We start from the raw sequence: 17,512 nt of genomic DNA on the forward strand, positions 1-17,512 counted from the left end.
TTTAATCCACCTCTATTTCCATTGCCATACCCATACCACCGCCGACGCAAAGCATTGCAAGGCCTCTTTTTAACCCGTGATTCCTCAATGCGTGAATCAGGCTAACAACAATTCGAGCGCCCGATGCTCCTAAGGGATGGCCCAAAGCCAATGATCCACCATTGACGTTTATTTTCTCTGCGGGGATGTGAAGAATTTCAGCATCAACTAAAACTTGTGCTGCGAAAGCCTCGTTGATCTCAAATAAATCGTAATCGGCAATTGTTCTTGCTTGTTTTTTTAATAATTTCTGCGTTGCCTCGACTGGCCCGTATCCAAAGAATTCGGATTGGACACCAGCCTCACTTGCTGTATTCAAATAAGCAATAATAGGCCAGCCTTGTTTTTCTGCAAAAGATTCCTTAGTGAGCAGCAGCATTGCTGCGCCATCATTCAGTGGTGCAGCATTGCCGGCTGTAATTCGTCCTGATGTTTTAAAAACACTTTTTAGTTGTGCTAATTTCTCTAGCGTACTGTCAGGTCTGATTGATTGATCCTCTTTAATATTTTGATTTTGGACTTGGATAGGCACAATTTCATTTAAAAAACGTCCTTGTAGAGTGGCTTGATAGGCTTTTTGATGCGATCGGTAAGCCCAGCGATCCTGAGATTCTCGTGTAATTTGATATTTTTCAGCCAATGATTCTGTTTCCAGACCCATAGCTTTGTTATTAAAGGGGTCAACCAGACCATCAACAAATAAGCTGTCTTGGAGATTGCTTTCCGTCAATTGTTCATCTTTTTTGATAAAACAGACTGTGTTGGTCATACTTTCTGAACCGCCTGCCAAGACGACTCGGCTGTCGTCTAACCGGAGGGTATCGCTAGCTAATTTAATTGCTTTCATGCCGGATGCACAGAGCTGGTTGACTGTAAAGGCAGTGGCGGAGTTGGAAAGACCGCTTCTTAATGCCGTCTGACGAGCAGGATTCTGTCCACTGCCTGTTTGATAAACGTTGCCTAGAATCACTTGGTCGACAAGTTGTGGGTCAATATGTGTCTCTTGAAAAATGTTTTGATTGACCAAAGTAGCTAAATCGACCGCGGAAAGTGAATGGAATTGTCCTTCGTATTTACCGATGGCACTTCTTTTTGCGCTGATGACAGCAATTCGATCATTTTGCATACTTACCATTATAAAATGCCGATTGTCTTCCCGCTTAAAGGCTGGTGTATTTAATAAAAAAACAACTATTAAATTTTTAATATGAGCAAGAAAGTCCCTGTTTGCAAGAATAAATTTTTGATAAACGATTAAAAAATAATCCATATCATCCAAATTTTGTGTCATAATTTTTTCAAATGAATCGTGATACGACAAAAAAGCCGGTGCAATATTCCGGAAAATAAGAAGACAACGGCAAATTTCGACTCAGCAACTAGCTGCTGGCTTATTATCTGTGTCTTCGATTAATAAATTTGAAAACGGACACGCTAAATTATCTTTTACGATCCTAGCTGAGTTATCGAGACGGATGAATTTGCGACCAGATTATTTTTTTCAGGAAATTTATAAGCAAGAAGGTTCTGCTTACACGATTTTTTTAAACAAAATCAAGCCAATTTATGAAAGTAACGATTTGCCGACATTAAAAAAAATAGCTCAGAAGAAAGCACTTGAAGTTGCTCATAATCCCGATTTTGATTTAATAGGTCAATTAGTGACGCTGTTTTCTTTAATCAAAGGAATTGATCAGCAATATTCGGTTGATACAAAAATGATCGAAAAAATTGCCAGCCACTTACTAGCTATTGAGTATTGGGATCCATTTGAGATTTCTTTGTTTAACAACTGCTTGATTTTATTTACATCTGTCATGATCAAAAATCTGCTGAAAGAAATTTTGTATTCTCTGGATGGTGTTGAAGCTTCGGACCGGATCTTATCGTTGCTATGTAATGCGGCTGATATTTTTTATCGCCGCAAAGATTATGAGGCAGCTCGAAAAATTATGCTTAAATGTGAAACGCTTTTTTCTGACCAAACAAAATTAATGATCCGTTTTAAATTAACGTTTATGAAAAATCTGCTTTCGTCCAGTCGGAAACAAGCTGTTATCGATAATAATAAGTTAATTGAATCACTGCGCATGATTGGATCCAATAATTTAGCTTCTTCGTATGAAGTATATATGCGTAAATATGATTTTCCTGAAAAGCTCTCAAATACTCCGAAAAAGAGTTGAAATCAACTAAAAAACCGCTATTTTTACCGTTTTGTCGCAAAGAGTGCATGATGCGTTATAGTTTCGATAAGCAGTCGTAAGCTTTTATGGTTCTATGTAACTTTTCTCTTCCACTTCTCATCCACCATTGATGCTTTACTACTGCTGATGATTTTAAAAAAATCGAAGGGCGGAAACGCTCTTTTTTAAGTTGTGTTACTCAGCTATTTCGAGAATTTTCGTGATAAACGATTTTATAATCCAGAAATTGAAGTGTGCGATCGAGTTGGTTTATTTTGTTTTCTAGACGCCGCCTGCTTGCTTGCAGCAAGCGGACCTCGTAGTTGTGATCCATTAAATGATTCACATAATCTTTCATCTCGCTAAGCGACAGGCCCGCTTGGTGAAGATAAGAAAGGACACGGATCCGTTCCTCGCTTTTACTATCAAATAAACGGTTACCGGCACGGTCGCGTTGAATATTGATCAGCCCCTGGCTTTCGTAGTAGCGGATAGCCGACGCGGTTAAATTATGCTGTTTAGCAATTTCTGAAATGGATACCAAATCCTTACCTCAAATCTAAAGTTGACTTAAAGTAACTTTAACATGCTAGTATCACCATAGCAACTGATGAAAGGTGGTATCAACATGAGTAAAAAGAATCAGGTTTGGTTTGTAACGGGTGCTTCATCCGGATTCGGACGAGCATTGGTCGAAGAGTTAATTCATGAAAATTATCCGGTCGTCGCTACGGCAAGAAAAATTGCCAGCCTTGCTGATTTGCCAACAGGAGAAGCCGATGTTTTAAAACTGCCGCTGGACGTTACAAGCCAAGAGCAGATTCGTGATGCTGTTTCTCAAGCGGAAGCGCATTTTGGCTTTATTGATGTTTTGGTAAATAATGCGGGTTATGGTTATTTTGGTGCTGTCGAAGAGTCTGATCAGGCTGAAGTCAGGCGTATGATGGCAACTAATTTTTGGGGCGCTAACGACATGACGCTAGCCCTTTTGCCAAAGATGCGGGCACATCGATCTGGCCGCATCTTGAATGTGACTTCAATTGGCGGATTAGCCGCTTTTCCGACTTTTGCCTATTATCATGCGACAAAATTCGCGATGGAAGGTTTATTCCAGTCTTTGCGTGAACAAGTGGCGCCATTCGGGATTCAAGTCACCAATGTCGAGCCTGGTGCTTTCCGAACCAAATGGGCTGGTGAAAGTCATAAAGGTGCTACGAATTTAATTGATGACTATCAAGCTGTTCATGATGCCAGATCAGCTTCAGAAATACGCTCCGGTTCACAAGATGGTGATCCGAAACTGGCGGCTAAGGCTTTTATTAAATTGGCCAACATGGAAAAGCAGCCCATGCATTATCTGTTTGGTAAAGATGCTTACCGCACAGCGACAAGTACTTACCGGCAAGCACTAGACGAGTTCGAGGCTCATAAAGAGGATGCAACGCATTTGAGCTTTGGCGATGATGCTTATTGGGAACAATAAAATGCTTTCATTCATGAAAAAACGCCCTTTATTTTTAGGACGTTTTTATTTTGAACATGATCATTTCAATCTGCTGCTGGCCGAAGCTGCTGATTTTGTATTGTGAAAACTCGATCCATACGGTTGGCGATCTCAGGTTTTAAGTGGTGTGTCACCATTAAGAGGGTAATAGCCGGATCGTTAATCAGACTGTTTTCAATTTGATCAGCTGAAGCCGGGTCCAAAGCCGAAGTGCCTTCATCGACTAGAAAGATTGATCGGCCGGAAACAAGGCCGCGTGCCAGGACAATGCGTTGTTTTTGCCCACCAGATAGATCGGAACCGTTATGGGCAAGCTGCGTTTGTAGACCATCAGGGAGACTTTTGATTAAATCGGCCAAACCAGCTTGGTCGATGGCACTTTGCAAAAGGTCTTGACTGACTGGCCGAGTCATTGTGATATTGTTTTTCAAACTGTCATTAAAGATATAGGGATCCTGATCCAATTCATAAAGCTGGTTACGAATAGAACCCGGATCAAGGGTTTTGTAATCAGCACCGTCTAAAGTAATTCTGCCTTGATAATCTGTCAGTTTGGTAGCTAATAAAGCTAAGAGCGTGGATTTACCGGCACCGCTCGGACCGATAAGGGCGTATTTTGCTCCCTTTTTGATCGTGAGATTTAAGTGACGCAAGATGTTTTTGCCTTGATAGCTAAAATCTACTTGCTGAATGGTTATGGCCGTGTGAAAGGGAGCGGCTGTAGGTAAAGACGCTGTTTTGTCAGCGGTCGGCAAGTCTGTAAATTTCGTCATAATCGATGCGGTGGCTTTCAATTCGGCCCAATTAGCACTAATACCAGTTAGCTGAGAAAAGATGGTCCCGGAAAAATATTGGGCCGCTGAGACGGCTCCAATCGGAGTGAGTTTGAGAAAGATCAGAAAACCAGCCTGGGCAAGGACAATCACTTGACTGATAATACTCATGCCATTGACCGTGGCCATCATTTTGCCAAACACTTTGGATCGGGTTTCAAAAGCATGATTCGCCTCTTTAGAGGCCGCGACTGTTTTAGCAACAATCAAGGAGCGTGCATTCAACATAAACAGGGCATTGAAGCCTTCTAACAGATCTTCGATGCGAGACATTAACCGCTCGTTGGCTTGAGTCCGTTTTAGTGAGGTTTGACTGAGAGCCTTCTGGAATACCTTAGGCAGAACCATCATGACAATACTCAAAACGAAGACTGTGATGAGGATCGAATAATGGAAATAAGCTAGAGTCAAGCTGGCTAAGACCACATCGGTAATGGCTGTCACAATTGCAAAGAAATTCTCAATCCCTTCCGAGTCAATGATCGAAAGATCGTTGGACATCCAAGAACTATAATCGCCAGCTTGCCGCTGATGATAATTTCCGTAACTGCTTTTGGCAATCCGTTCTGTAATGTCTCTTCGAATTGACGTATTGACAGCTTGTTTGACCAGTGTTAAATGGTAGATGCTAAAATACATCCCCAAGGCAAACAATAGATAGGAGACCAGCATAATTGTGATCCAAAGCAGAAAACTTTGGAAATGCCCGGCAACTAGGACGGTCAACGCATTGGCGCTGGCAATCCCGCCTAAAGTCTGCAAAGCTGAATTGGTAAAATTGATCGCTGCCAGTCCTAAAGCCTTGCTTTTGTGTTCGTTTAAATAAGTGAATAAGCTTTTCTGAGTCTGAGCCATCAATTACCTCCCGTCTCTTTTAAGATGACGCTGTAATTCGCGCTGATATTTGCGATAGCGTTTAAAACGCTCAGCATCCAGCTGTCCGGAAGTAATCGCTGCTTGAACGGCACAGCCTGGTTCGTTTTCATGACGGCAGTTTTTAAATTTGCACTGAGCCGCTAAAGCATCAATGTCAGAGAACAAGCCTGACTGATCATCATTGACGAGCCCGATTTCTTTGATACCAGGTGTGTCGATCAGATAACCGAACTCTGGGCTGATGAAATATAAATGAGAGCTCGTCGTTGTATGTTTGCCACGCTGATCGCCTAGCCGAACGGCACCAGTTTTTTGCAGCTGGCGGCCGGCTAACTGATTGATAATCGTCGATTTACCAGCTCCAGAAGCGCCGATAAAGATCGAAGTACTTTGGGCTGATAAAAGCCTGTCAAAAACAGTAAAACTTGTTTGATCATAAATCGATAAGGGCAGACAAGATAATTTTGGATAGGCCTGCTCAATTAATTGACTGATTTGTGTGAATCCTTGGCGATAATCCTGCTTAGTTAATAAGATATGCAGCTTGACATGATCTAAGCTGAAAGCCAGCAAATAACGTTCTAATAAGGCTATCGTAAAACGCTGATCACAGGCGACTACGATAAAAACATCGCTGACATTTGCGGCCAATAGCTGAAGACCGCTTTTAACATGAATAGATTTTCTGGCTGAACTAATATTTTTTGATAGTTGATTAACTCTTGGCAAAACATCTGAAATAACTAATTGACCCGCTTTATTTTCAAAGGAGACAAAATCGCCAACCGTGAGCGAATCAGATGCTTGACTTATTTGTTGTTTTAAAAGACCGGTCAAAAGTAGCGAATGGTGAATCGTACCATGACGATCGGCAATCGTAATATTGCTTTGATTAAAAATTTGAATGATGCGTCCAACTTGGTCGATAGGCTGATCAAGTTGGTTAGATGAAAGATAAGATAAAATACAATAATCGTTTGTCTGCAAGACAATAAACTCTTTTCGTTTAGATTTGGTTGATTGTGTTTTATCTAGTAAGCATGTCGAAAGTATGGCACGGATGATTTTGTTTGTCAACGATTGTTATCTACTAAAATGATAAAAATTCTTCATAAAAATCATTTTCAGTACAGAAGCTGTGCCGAAAAGCAGCCTGGATTAATTTTTTATTTTCTTGCCGACCATGGTGTAGACGGGTGCGGGCACAAAAGGCCAGTGACGATAAGTGGCTAAAGCGAGCGGATCAGTACTATCAAGTTCGCCGCTTAGACTGGTCATCCCTCGACCTTTAGCCCATTGTATTTGAGCAGCTTGCAGCATCCATAAAGCAGTCGGATTTGTTGCACCTAACCAGCCAAATGTTAAAGTTCCTGGGTTATCTTCAAAGGGAAAAGTATAAGCCGTGATTTGATTGTGCTTGATCAAAACCATCGGCGCATCTAATAAAACATCAGGAAATACTATCCGTTCCCATTGAGCCGGGGTTGTTACAGCCATGGGATTGATTGTATGCACTTGACGGTAATCGGTCAGGCTCATCTCAATCAGTTGTGTTTTTAAAGGATGATTGGCTTGAATATCAGCTGTTGTTAATATTTGGCCCTCTGTTGTGCTTGGCAAGGCAATATCTGCTAATTGAGCGTTCGGGCTGACAGTTTCTCGCCACACGGAAAATCCTTGAGTCAGCAACCATTCTGTGAAGGGACTAAAGGGTCGGTATTCCCAAATGACGAGCCGATCTTTATGCTGGCGGCCAACTTCTTGGATTGCATCATTTAAAATGATCGAAAACATGTCTGAAGAGAGTGCATAAACCGCTATGCCAAGTGCGTGGGGATGAAATTGATTTGTCGAGAAGACAAGTAGAGCCGATGGCTGGTGCTGTGCGTCATAATAGATTTTACTACTGGAGATGTTCGCGCGATACTCCTCCCAAATTGGCATTTTCTGGCTTACATTAGCTAGTAATTGTTGTGCGTCATTTAAATTCATATAGCATCTCGTTCAGCCATTATGATAACTTAAATTTATCATGACGGAAATGAATGGCACTAAAATTAAACTGGCAGTTATGCCGCTGTCATTGGCAGAGGAAGAATATCAAATATTCAAAAATCCAAATTTATTTGTTTATACAAAACATGATTATTTTAAAAGCGTTGAAGAAGCACGGGATTTTATTAAAAAACACAATCGGTTGGGCAATTTCTGGGGGATTTTTTTAAAGGATGGTCAATTAATTGGTAATTGCCAGCTGTCCATTCATAAGATAACTGGTGAACTGTCTTATACGATTGCCGAAGAATATTGGGGACAAGGTTTTGCTAGTGAAAGCGTGCAAATGCTAATCAGGCTGGGCTTTAGAAATTATTCATTGAGTCAAATAATCGGCAGCTGTGTGGCGGACAATATTGCTTCGGCAAAAGTCATGCTTAAAAATGGCATGGTGTTTTCAAAAAAAGAAGAAAAAGCCTTTGAGAAAAACGGCAGGTTTTACGATTTACTGGATTTTGTCAAGGATTCCAAAAAATAATCAGATTCCATGTATAAATTTTGTTAATTATTGAACTTTTCTAGTCGATACAGTCCTTCTTGATCCACTTGGCTGATACCATTTTTAAAAGTGTATCCCATCTTTTCATAAAATTTCAGTCCGGTAATTGAGGCAGGAATTTCTATTCTTTTTGCTCGTTTAAAATACGAATCCTGCTCCAATATTTGAATCAGCTGTTTACCGATCCCTTGTCCTTGATAATCCGGCAAGACAAAAATATTAAACAGACTACTTTCATCTTCTTTGCCCCAATAAGGGCCAATTGAACCGATAGCTACGATTTTGTTTTGGCCATTATCAACCAGCACATAACAATGAAAATCTTTTGCTCGTTCAATCAAATCTTTAGCTGTTAAATGTTTCAAATCATCCTCAATGTATGCTTTGGAATAGTCTTTGATATTAGTGGTGAGCATGGTTGTGGCGATTAAACTGGCAGCTTCATCTGCATCTGAACTTTTAAATTGACGATAAGTAATCATCTGATATTTCTCCTATCAGATCTAAATAGACCTATTAGTATCTCATCTATACAAAAAAATACGAAAACTAAATTATGGGTATTAGTAAAAACATAAGAAACAAAAGAACTAGAATACCATATATATATTTTGTCCATATATTCTTAGGATCAAGCAACACATGAAAATCACCATAATCAAACAAATTGCCTGACGCTAATAATCGCAAAAACGGTGTCGCTATATTAATAAATCCAACAATTAAAAAGAACAATCTTATGTTTTGTGGAACTAGCCATTGTGTCACAACACAAATTGCAGTAAACAAAAATATGCCACTTGCTATTCGTAAATAAGGATTTTTAATTTTTAATATTTGCATAAATTCACCATTTAAAATTACTGATTTTATTTTTTCCTGGAACAGTTGTTAAATACGGAACAGCTCCACCGATCGCTCCGGCAGCCATAGAACCATAATAAGAATGGGTATCGTACTGGTAAGCACTATATCTTATAATTTCTGATGTCGCATGGCAGTTTTCGGAGAATTTTTTTCATTACATTATTATCTTGACACACAACTCTGTTAATTTATGAAAGTCGCTAGCAATTCACAACACTCAGAGTTAGGTCTGCGTCATTCTCCTTGTCGTATTGTTATGCTGTTCTTCATAAGGATGGCAGCCGCTTCGTTCATATTATTCAATCGTGCGAAATGGTACTTAACTTGGTTTGCGCCGATCCGCTTGATAAGATTTACAACGTCTCAAAATGATTACAATTAAAAAACAAGACACGTGTCTTGTTTTTTAATTAGTCAGATTACTTTTGTAAGTAATATCAGGACTTATCCACAGCACCTCAACAAACAAAAAGCGCTCAACCTTGCGGTTAAAGCGCCTTGTCAACATATAGCTCTGGATGCTCAGGGGATCGAACCCTGAACAGCATATCCTATGTCCTGCATGGTTTTTGCCCTTTTCTAATCAGCTTGGTTACTTATTTGATTACTTTGATTCAAAAAATTGGCGAATATCTTCGCTGTTGCTGTTTTCTGCTGCTTAGTTACTTCGGCATAAATCTGTAAGGTTGTATGCACATCGTTATGGCCTAGCTGATATTGTAGCTGTTTGATGTCCATCCCCGCTTGAACGGCTAAAGTGGCATAGGTATGGCGAAAGCCGTGAATCGTTATAGGGGATAAATTAGCTTGTTTGGCTATGGCTCGGCACCATTGTCTGGGTTTGCCTAAACTGACAAACGAGTTCACGGAGCTGTTAAACACGAACTCACAGGGGGATGAACCATATCCCAGTTTCTCGTATAGCTCATGTTGCTGCAGTTTCCATTCAGCTAGAACAGATACCGTACCTTCATCTAGAGTCAAGACACGATTACTGGCTTTGGTCTTGGGCTCATCAGAAACAACCTCGCCATCAGTGACAGTTACAACGGTCTTACTAATGGACAAGGTTTTTTGGCTCAAGTCGATATCAGACCAGTTCAAAGCTAATGCCTCGCCTTTTCTCATACCGGTAAAGGCTAATAGCCTAAAGAAGGCATACCGTTCGTAGTGTTTTTGATGATATAGCCGGTAAGCACTATTTAGAAACTCAATTAGCTGTTCTTTATCATAGAAGGTCACTGAGTCTTTGTCAGCTGCTTTTTTAGCTCTGGGCTTATCAACGTTAGCAAAAGGATTCTCAGCTATATAGCCATACTGGATGGCTTTTTTATAGACTTGATTTATAATATCAAAGCTGTCAGAATAGCCGACTAACTTAGAAGCCAAGATACTTACAAACTTTTGTGCTTGCAGTGGTGTCAGCTCATCTAAATATTTCCCCTTGAAGTAAGGTTGAATATGCAGCTCGTAACGTTCTTTAATCTTTTTGAAAGTAGATGGTCTGACCTCTTTTTCTTTCATCGCTAACCATTGATTAGCTGATTCGGTGAATTTAATCCGCTTTGATTTCTGACTTTCTAGCTGGCCATTAACCGCGGCGACTTTATAAGCACGATAGGCATTAACAGCCTCTTTATGGCTATTGAAGCCTCTTTTTGTTGTTGGCTTACCATTTAAGGTAATCCTAAAATAGTATGATTTAACGCCATTTTTAAGCGTTCGATTTTTGATTTTCATTGTTTTTATTTCAATGAACAATCACGGATATGATCAATCACGTGAGTTTTAACGGCTTGTCTTTGCCTGATAGATTTATTTTTTAATCAATATTTGAGCCGATTCGTTCTTGGTTAAAAGCCTCCAGTTGCGAGAGAAAATCCATGGTGGCTTGATTGATTTTGTGCTGTAAGACGTCAGCTTTCGAGTTGCCGCTGTGAACATCTAAGTAGTCGCGTTGGGTAAGATCGTAAAGGGGTGAATGTTGAGCAGTGTTTCTATATAACTGACTGAGTTCATTTTGAATGTGACTATTAGCGGCCGTTATGAGTTCCCCAATATAAGCGAGTAAGTGCTCATTAATCAGGCTACCTAAGCTATTGGATAAGGTTTTAAAGCTGTAAAAGGTTTGTGTCACTAAGTAACGATCAAAGCCATCACTGAAACGAGGCTTATTGAGAATGTGCTCTTTAAAAAAATTAGTTAGTTCTTCTTCTGACAGCGGTTGGTCGGTTTCTGGGTCTGTTTCGTATTCTGAGACGGTGGCTTTCATATATGAAAAATCCTGAGAAAACAGATCGTCAAATCTCGTCGCTAAAAGTCGAATATCTTTAGATTTGAACTTTTGGTCTAAAAGCCGGTAGGATGATGATTTTTCTCGTTGTATAGTAAAGAATTCGTGTTCAATGGCGCGCTGCAGGTCCCGGAAAAAACGGTTGAGATAGCTAGAAAGCGGATCAGGATAGAGCATAGCAAAATAGGTAAGGTGATCACCTTGTTTAGCATAAAAATCCTGAAGTGCTTTTAACTCTAAATTCGAGGGCAAAGTTTTACCGACACGCCAATTACTAATTTTAGAGATACCGTTCTGATAGTTGTCTAACGGGCTAGTTCCTTCGTAGAGATGCAGCACAGGTGCTAGGAGATCCTTGATTTCTTGATTATGCTTAGCCATTAAGCCCTTGAGAAGTTGACTGAAATATTTACGGTTGCCTTTAACTCGTTTGAAAGCACTACTGTTCTGATTTGGTTGTAGAGATGTTTTTATTGTCATAATCGTATTTGATTTAATTCGTAATTAAACATAATTACAGATAAAAATTATTACGATTAGTATAGCACATTTCTAAGAAGACGTTGAACGTTCTCATTACTCAGACTGAGTTGAAAATGATTAGACAAAAAAACACTCCTAAAGATTGAGCGAAAAGAGCTAACTTGCTTTTTTTAAATAAACGTGATAGAATATATCTATAAAATAAATCCTATTAAATTATACCATATAAAAAATTGAATGGCAATATAAATTTGAAAGATTTAAAAAAAAGAAAGAAGATGAAAATTTTGGATAGAGAGTAACGAGCTATCATAGCTGAAAAAAATATTTTATTAGAACTCAGGGATAGTGAAACATTTACAACAAATGGCAAGGTATTGAGTAGCGAATAATTTTGTCTTAGTGACATTGCCAATGATTGGGTCATTAAATTAAGAGACCTGTCACTATTTTAAGGAGCCATAATGAGATTTTAAATGATCAAAAGATAGACTTAAAACAAGATGTTTTGCTGAACGGAAAATGGTCTTGAAATATGTATCTATCTCGTTTGGCATCGCTTGATTAATTAAGTTACTTGTTGTGTTTTTTTGCCTTCATAATCGTAAAAAAAGTATATATAAATTATATATACTTACGATTATGAACAGTAAACAAGCAGCTGGCTAAGTGCCAGAAAAAAGAACTTAATTCACCATTCAACCGCTTGCTTGAAAAGTTAACATTACCAATGCGTGTCTTTACGGAAAACAATATTAATCAAAAAGGAGAAATGGGCACACGGATATGATCATTGCACCGCCGTTAAGACCTTGCTTAGACGAAACTTCAACAATAATTTCAGTAGGTTGATGGGTTGATTTAGAAATTGATTCAAGAAAATGCAAACAATAATTAGTAAGGAAGGGAAAAATTATGAAAAAATTAATAGAATATTATCCGGTGACTTTTAGGCGCCGGGACGTACTACAGTATTTTTCGATTAGTCCAAGGACATTCGATAAATTAACACAAAAAGCTCAGATCAAACCCATTATCTGGGGGAGTTTGAAGCTTTACAAAACAGCAGATATGCTGGCATTAATGGAAAGGAAGCAAGTTAAATGATAACGAATAAAAAAGCAGTATTTAAACACACAAAAAAATCCATTGATATCATTACCGACCAAAGTAGAAGAATCAACGGATGGAACAAAACTTATTTAGAAATGGCTGACATCAAATCAGATGTCTATGTTTATAGTAACAGGCTTTTCCTGTTTGTAGAGGAAATCTGATGATTTATCTGCAAAAAGGATTAAAGAATAGTCACTTAACAAAGCAGCCAACAGAGTTTTCTGACTGGGACTGGCTCAAGAGCTACCAGCCCTTAGAACGAACTGGGATTGATTCAAGTGATCTGGCTCATAGCTATAAAGAAAACGAAGCTGCCTTTGTACTAGCTGGGAAAATGGCGGCTCTTACTAGAAATGACACTAACCTGATCGAACGTTCAATCTTGTTTTTTGATATTGATGGTACAGATGGGGATGATTACCAGACGGCTGTGTCAAGTATCCAGTCAGCTTTAGCCAAGATAGTTTATCTGGTCTACCCGACTGTTTCTAATGGTTATAAAGGCACTCGCTCGCGCCTAGCTGTACCTATTGACTCGACTTTTGATGCAGCACAGCGGATCCAATTAGGCGATTATTTAAGGCAGTTATTACCCAATAATTGGCAAACAGACTTGACTAGCTATGGCTCTCATTGGTCACAATTAGCCGGACTGCCTGTTTTAAATGCTTATTCTATGGCGCATAACTGCAAGCTGGCCATGAATGATACAAAGTCTTTTTTGAGTCTGGCTCAAATCAAATCAAGTCAGGCTCCCATGATCAAGCCCCAGCCTCAAGAGCTAAAAGGGCTGGCTGAGTCAAAAGTTCGGAATGATCGCCAGCCTTGGCAAGATTCTGTTAATCAAGCGCTAACGAAATTAGTCACCCCACCTGGACATGGACGACATGATTTTTATAGTTCCTTAATTGGCTTGTTATTGTTTATGCAGATAGATCAGCATGTTATAGAAACGCTTTTATTATGGTCAAATGAACACTCGGATAACCCTTTACCAGAGTCTGAGCTATACCGCACGATTGACTCTGTGAGTAGAACGGCAGCCAGAAAAGAGCGCGTCAATGGCTAACAGCCGCAAGTTAGATAAAGGCTGGCTTTTTAATGACCGCTATATTGGTCTGTCGTTGGAAGCAAAAGCGGCATTGCCACTTCTATTTGATAGAACGGATGATCTTGGCATTATTCAAAGCCCTTTGAGTGCTTTGCATACCTATGATCTTCCCGAGAGCGTTATTGCGGAGATAGAACAAGCTGGTTATATTAAGGAATTCAATTTTGATGATCAGACATACTACTACTTTTTTGAGTGGAACCAGCATCTGCAATACTTTGCATTAGTCGGTATGGACAACCCATTTTTAATGGCTAATCTATTCATCGGTGCCAATGGCAAAACAGTTTTTAAAGACCATCGGGATAATCAGAACCATGACTACGTCACCAAACACAAACTGTTGATTTCAAAAATCTATAAACCCTCTTCAGACTTCCGGGCTTTAGCAAGCTGGTTAGATGATAATGAGATTGAGTTAACAAAGCCAATGGTCGCAAAACTTAGACAGATATCCAGCCCAAAAAAGAAATTGAATAAATCTCGTCAAACACAATCTGAAAGCCCGTAGCGACTTTTTGACTCAAAATCAAGAAATAGCATGTTTTGGACGGAAGTAAAATCCCTAAATAGCCCTTCATAACTAGCTTTATGAAGACTCCTGTTTGGAAATATACGAGTTAAGTAAAGACAAGTTAAGTAAAGACAAGACAAGACAAGTTTGATTAACTCATTTCATAAACTCCAGCTCAAAAACATGTATTCATATCCAACAAGTATTAAACAGCCCGTTTTTTTCTGTTAACGAACAGCTAGAATCCAAACTTTTTAAAGAAACGGGTAAAATAGCTATTTCTGATGGTGATGATAGTCAGTATAATGATGAGGGTTTTTAGGAGGGAATATGGGAATTAAGGATAAGTTGCAGGCAGCCTACAAGGCGCATAAACAAAGAAAGCGTTTTGAGAAATATCATGAAATATTAACTAGGCATCACAATATATCACTCTCAGACTTATCAAGCGAAACTCAAATACCCTTAGCACAAGTCCAAGAAGACTGCCAGGCTTTGGTTCAGTCTGAGAATGATCAGGATACCTTTTTCAAGCAGCGCTTTTATCTCACTGACAATAAGACTGTGATACATACAGTCGGTTTTATAGACAGCATGAAACATCTTAGCAATTTGAAACCAGCTTTCTTTGCTTTAATCAGCCTTTTTGTAGTCGCCTGTACAGGGTTAGTCATAATGCTATTTATGTCCAAAGAACCAGCACCAGCTTCCCATGCTGCTGTTAGCCAGCAACAACGTAAACGTGATAGCCAAAAGTCCCTTAAAACTAAAAGCAAACATACAGCACAAGCCTCTAGCACTAGCCAGCAAACCAGTCACTCGGATGGCTCAAGCACACAGAATGCTCTGGATTACGTGTTTGTCTTAAGAAAAGATCAGCATGAGTTGAGCCTTAGCGATGGAGATGGCAAGTACCTTGGTAAATCTAGTGGCCCACAAAGAATAACGATTCCAATAGGTGCTTCGACTTTAGTGGCAGGTAGTTACCAAGTGAAGTGGGCACCAGGTTCTTGGAACGGTTCGGATCCTGATACCGCTTATGGTACGACTGAAATTAATGATCAAGAATCATCACTGCAGCAGGTCATGGAAAATGCACCCGTCAGTATTAGCCTACATGATGGTGATAGGCTGACTCTACAGATGTTTGGCAAAGGGACTGGGGATACACTTAAGTTTTTTAAGAAATAGCTTGGGCTATAAACTTGTTTTTTAATACAAGGTTGGCTAGTCAATAAAGTTCAAGAGCAAATACCGCTATTACATTTACCTTCAAACAGAAGTTTTGTGCGTTACTCTACATCACTTTTGTATCAAAAAATACATCATCGAAACATTCAGAACTTAAAAAACCGGAAATAATGGCAAATAATGGCAAATAATCGCTTATTTTTGGCTGTTTTTTGTGTATTTTATGGCTACTAAGACCACTGCTCAGGCATTTGTTCCCCTTTATTTATTTTTTTCCGATTGATCTTATATCGTCTCTAGTGAGACCAGATAGACCAGTAATGGCTAAAGGCTGGTGTGTCTCAGTTTGACTCCTAGAGACAATCAAACGCCGTTATATGGGCATTTATAGGACCTAAACAGCCTATAAAAAAGTTTTACTTTCCGCATTTTGAAAACAGGCGAACGGTTCTGTGAACGCCCTATCAGACACCAATCCCCCCTATCATTTTTTCTGAACTCCTACAACATTCGCTTGAACGGTGTGCAGGCATCTACGTGATAAGTCCGTTTTATTTCTTAAAAGTCAGCTTGGCTACTGAGAGAGAAACTATGTTTTAATTGTCGATACCTCAAAAAGGAAAATCTTATATTTTCCCCTGACGCTATTTTAATCAGAAAAGTTGAAGAAAGATTATTTTATCGAGGAAATATGCTTAGCGGTAAAATGGGAACCGATTAAAGTTATTTCTAACAGAGCGTGTTCGTTATACAAATAAAGAAATAATGAAAAAACTTTATATCGATTTTTCTAGAGGACAAAGAAAATTCACTATACAAGTGGCATTTGGAACAACGAAATATGTACATATATTTGTTGTAGCATATGAACTTTAAGGCAAAGATTCTAGATAACTTACATAGAAGAATTAAGAAAAATTTGTCCATTGCATTCGACATACGAATTAATGTCCAGCTGTAAAATTGTTCCGATCTAGAGGAGGGTAAATATAACCGTGAAATACGAGCTATTTAAATCAGAGGAGTTTGAACCATGTAAATTCATTTTTCATCATAATGATTTTCATCTAGTTCCAATGCATTTTCACGATGCCATTGAAGTAAATTATGTATTCGACGGTATGGAGGACATAGTCACTTTAAACGGGAAACAGTATAGGCCGGGATCGGGAGATATTATTGTCTTTAATCGCAACGTACCCCACGCCTTTGCTCCTGCTAGTGATCGAGCACCCTATGACTCTTTGACTCTCATCTATCCTTATGATCAATTAGTATTGTTGTATCCACGATTGGCATCAATGTATTTAATTTTGAATACCGTGGAATATCCAAATTTTCTTCGAAATATTAGTTACAAGGGGCTAACTCAAACTTTCATGGCTATGTGGAATGTGCATAATACAACTGGTTGTGAGTTAAGTAGAATTAGTTTAAGAAAATTAGCCTATACAGTACTGGAGAATTTGTTTTCTTCTGATTATCTGCGAGTATCCAAAAATAATTATTCAAACAAAGAGGCTAAAATTGAATTCTTGATAGAATGCGTATCTTATATTTCAAAGCACCTATCTGAAAGCATAAACAACAGCTCTATTGCCAAAAATTTGCATGTATCAGAAAGTAAACTGACCCATATTTTTAAAGCAGAAATGGGCACTCCTGTGCAGTCATATTTGCGCAATCAACGTTTATCAAAAGCTTATGATTTACTGATTAATCAACATAAGAGCGTAGAAGTGATTACTAGTCTCGTAGGCTTTCCTAATGAGATGGCCTTTATAAAGGCATTTAAATCTACGTATCATTTAACCCCACTCCAATATTTGAAAATTTCTAAGAACAATTAATTTGCTGAAATGAATCATTTTTCTGACTTATTTTAATCACTTATAATTTTATCAGTAATTAACATAGAAAATGTAAGCGTATTCATACTTAAGGA

At 38.9% G+C, this 17,512-nt stretch carries 15 protein-coding genes; 7 read left to right on the top strand and 8 right to left on the bottom strand.

Annotated features, from left to right (window positions below; genetic code table 11):
* Position 1: 1 nt before the first annotated feature.
* The gene (locus NRF22_RS03750) at positions 2-1,165 is read right to left on the bottom strand and encodes a thiolase family protein (protein WP_263779332.1); all 1,164 of its coding nucleotides are present in this window, start codon (positions 1,163-1,165) and stop codon (positions 2-4) included.
* A 220-nt stretch (positions 1,166-1,385) separates the two neighbouring features.
* On the opposite strand from NRF22_RS03750, the gene NRF22_RS03755 reads away from it, so the two are divergent.
* A complete protein-coding gene (locus tag NRF22_RS03755; RefSeq protein WP_263779715.1) occupies positions 1,386-2,225 on the top strand; it encodes a helix-turn-helix domain-containing protein in 840 nt (279 codons plus the stop codon).
* 199 nt (positions 2,226-2,424) lie between these two features.
* Here the strand turns inward: NRF22_RS03755 and NRF22_RS03760 are convergent, their stop codons facing one another.
* On the bottom strand, positions 2,425-2,769 hold the full coding sequence (locus NRF22_RS03760) for a MerR family transcriptional regulator (RefSeq protein WP_007744896.1): 345 nt from the start codon (positions 2,767-2,769) through the stop codon (positions 2,425-2,427).
* An 84-nt stretch (positions 2,770-2,853) separates the two neighbouring features.
* On the opposite strand from NRF22_RS03760, the gene NRF22_RS03765 reads away from it, so the two are divergent.
* Positions 2,854-3,708 carry an oxidoreductase gene (locus NRF22_RS03765; protein WP_263779333.1) on the top strand — a complete coding sequence of 285 codons (855 nt, stop codon included), beginning with the start codon at positions 2,854-2,856 and terminating at the stop codon, positions 3,706-3,708.
* Positions 3,709-3,773: 65 nt separating this feature from the next.
* On the opposite strand, the gene NRF22_RS03770 is transcribed toward NRF22_RS03765, so the two are convergent.
* The 3 genes from NRF22_RS03770 to NRF22_RS03780 form a co-directional block, all read right to left on the bottom strand.
* On the bottom strand, positions 3,774-5,417 hold the full coding sequence (locus NRF22_RS03770; RefSeq protein ID WP_263779334.1) for an ATP-binding cassette domain-containing protein: 1,644 nt from the start codon (positions 5,415-5,417) through the stop codon (positions 3,774-3,776).
* Between the two features lie 3 nt (positions 5,418-5,420).
* Positions 5,421-6,425, bottom strand: a complete 1,005-nt coding sequence (rsgA, locus tag NRF22_RS03775) for a ribosome small subunit-dependent GTPase A (protein WP_263779335.1) — start codon at positions 6,423-6,425, stop codon at positions 5,421-5,423.
* A gap of 171 nt (positions 6,426-6,596) precedes the next feature.
* Complete coding sequence (locus NRF22_RS03780) at positions 6,597-7,430, bottom strand: hypothetical protein (protein WP_007744886.1); 834 nt, start codon at positions 7,428-7,430, stop codon at positions 6,597-6,599.
* A 49-nt stretch (positions 7,431-7,479) separates the two neighbouring features.
* Here NRF22_RS03780 and NRF22_RS03785 point away from each other — a divergent pair, with 49 nt between their 5' ends.
* Complete coding sequence (locus NRF22_RS03785) at positions 7,480-7,971, top strand: GNAT family N-acetyltransferase (protein WP_263779336.1); 492 nt, start codon at positions 7,480-7,482, stop codon at positions 7,969-7,971.
* 23 nt (positions 7,972-7,994) lie between these two features.
* Here NRF22_RS03785 and NRF22_RS03790 read toward each other — a convergent pair whose 3' ends face one another.
* From NRF22_RS03790 to NRF22_RS03800, 3 genes are all read right to left on the bottom strand, one after another.
* Positions 7,995-8,474, bottom strand: a complete 480-nt coding sequence (locus NRF22_RS03790) for a GNAT family N-acetyltransferase (protein WP_263779337.1) — start codon at positions 8,472-8,474, stop codon at positions 7,995-7,997.
* 964 nt (positions 8,475-9,438) lie between these two features.
* Positions 9,439-10,599, bottom strand: a complete 1,161-nt coding sequence (locus NRF22_RS03795; RefSeq protein ID WP_263779338.1) for a tyrosine-type recombinase/integrase — start codon at positions 10,597-10,599, stop codon at positions 9,439-9,441.
* An 82-nt stretch (positions 10,600-10,681) separates the two neighbouring features.
* A complete protein-coding gene (locus tag NRF22_RS03800; RefSeq protein ID WP_263779339.1) occupies positions 10,682-11,632 on the bottom strand; it encodes a hypothetical protein in 951 nt (316 codons plus the stop codon).
* Positions 11,633-12,911: 1,279 nt separating this feature from the next.
* On the opposite strand from NRF22_RS03800, the gene NRF22_RS03805 reads away from it, so the two are divergent.
* The 4 genes from NRF22_RS03805 to NRF22_RS03820 all read left to right on the top strand — a co-directional run bounded on the left by NRF22_RS03805 (position 12,912) and on the right by NRF22_RS03820 (position 17,417).
* Positions 12,912-13,820 carry a primase C-terminal domain-containing protein gene (locus NRF22_RS03805; RefSeq protein ID WP_263779340.1) on the top strand — a complete coding sequence of 303 codons (909 nt, stop codon included), beginning with the start codon at positions 12,912-12,914 and terminating at the stop codon, positions 13,818-13,820.
* Positions 13,813-14,373: a hypothetical protein gene (locus NRF22_RS03810; protein WP_263779341.1), complete on the top strand. Its 561-nt coding sequence runs from the start codon at positions 13,813-13,815 to the stop codon at positions 14,371-14,373. Before NRF22_RS03805 ends, NRF22_RS03810 begins: the two co-directional genes overlap by 8 nt.
* A 333-nt stretch (positions 14,374-14,706) precedes the next feature.
* Positions 14,707-15,567, top strand: coding sequence for a hypothetical protein (locus NRF22_RS03815; protein ID WP_263779342.1), 861 nt, complete (start codon positions 14,707-14,709; stop codon positions 15,565-15,567).
* Between the two features lie 995 nt (positions 15,568-16,562).
* Entirely contained in the window at positions 16,563-17,417 is an 855-nt protein-coding gene (locus tag NRF22_RS03820; RefSeq protein ID WP_263779343.1) for an AraC family transcriptional regulator, read from the top strand.
* Positions 17,418-17,512: the final 95 nt, after the last annotated feature.

It is taken from the genome of Oenococcus kitaharae (genome assembly GCF_025758695.1).
Taxonomy (GTDB): domain Bacteria; phylum Bacillota; class Bacilli; order Lactobacillales; family Lactobacillaceae; genus Oenococcus; species Oenococcus kitaharae_A.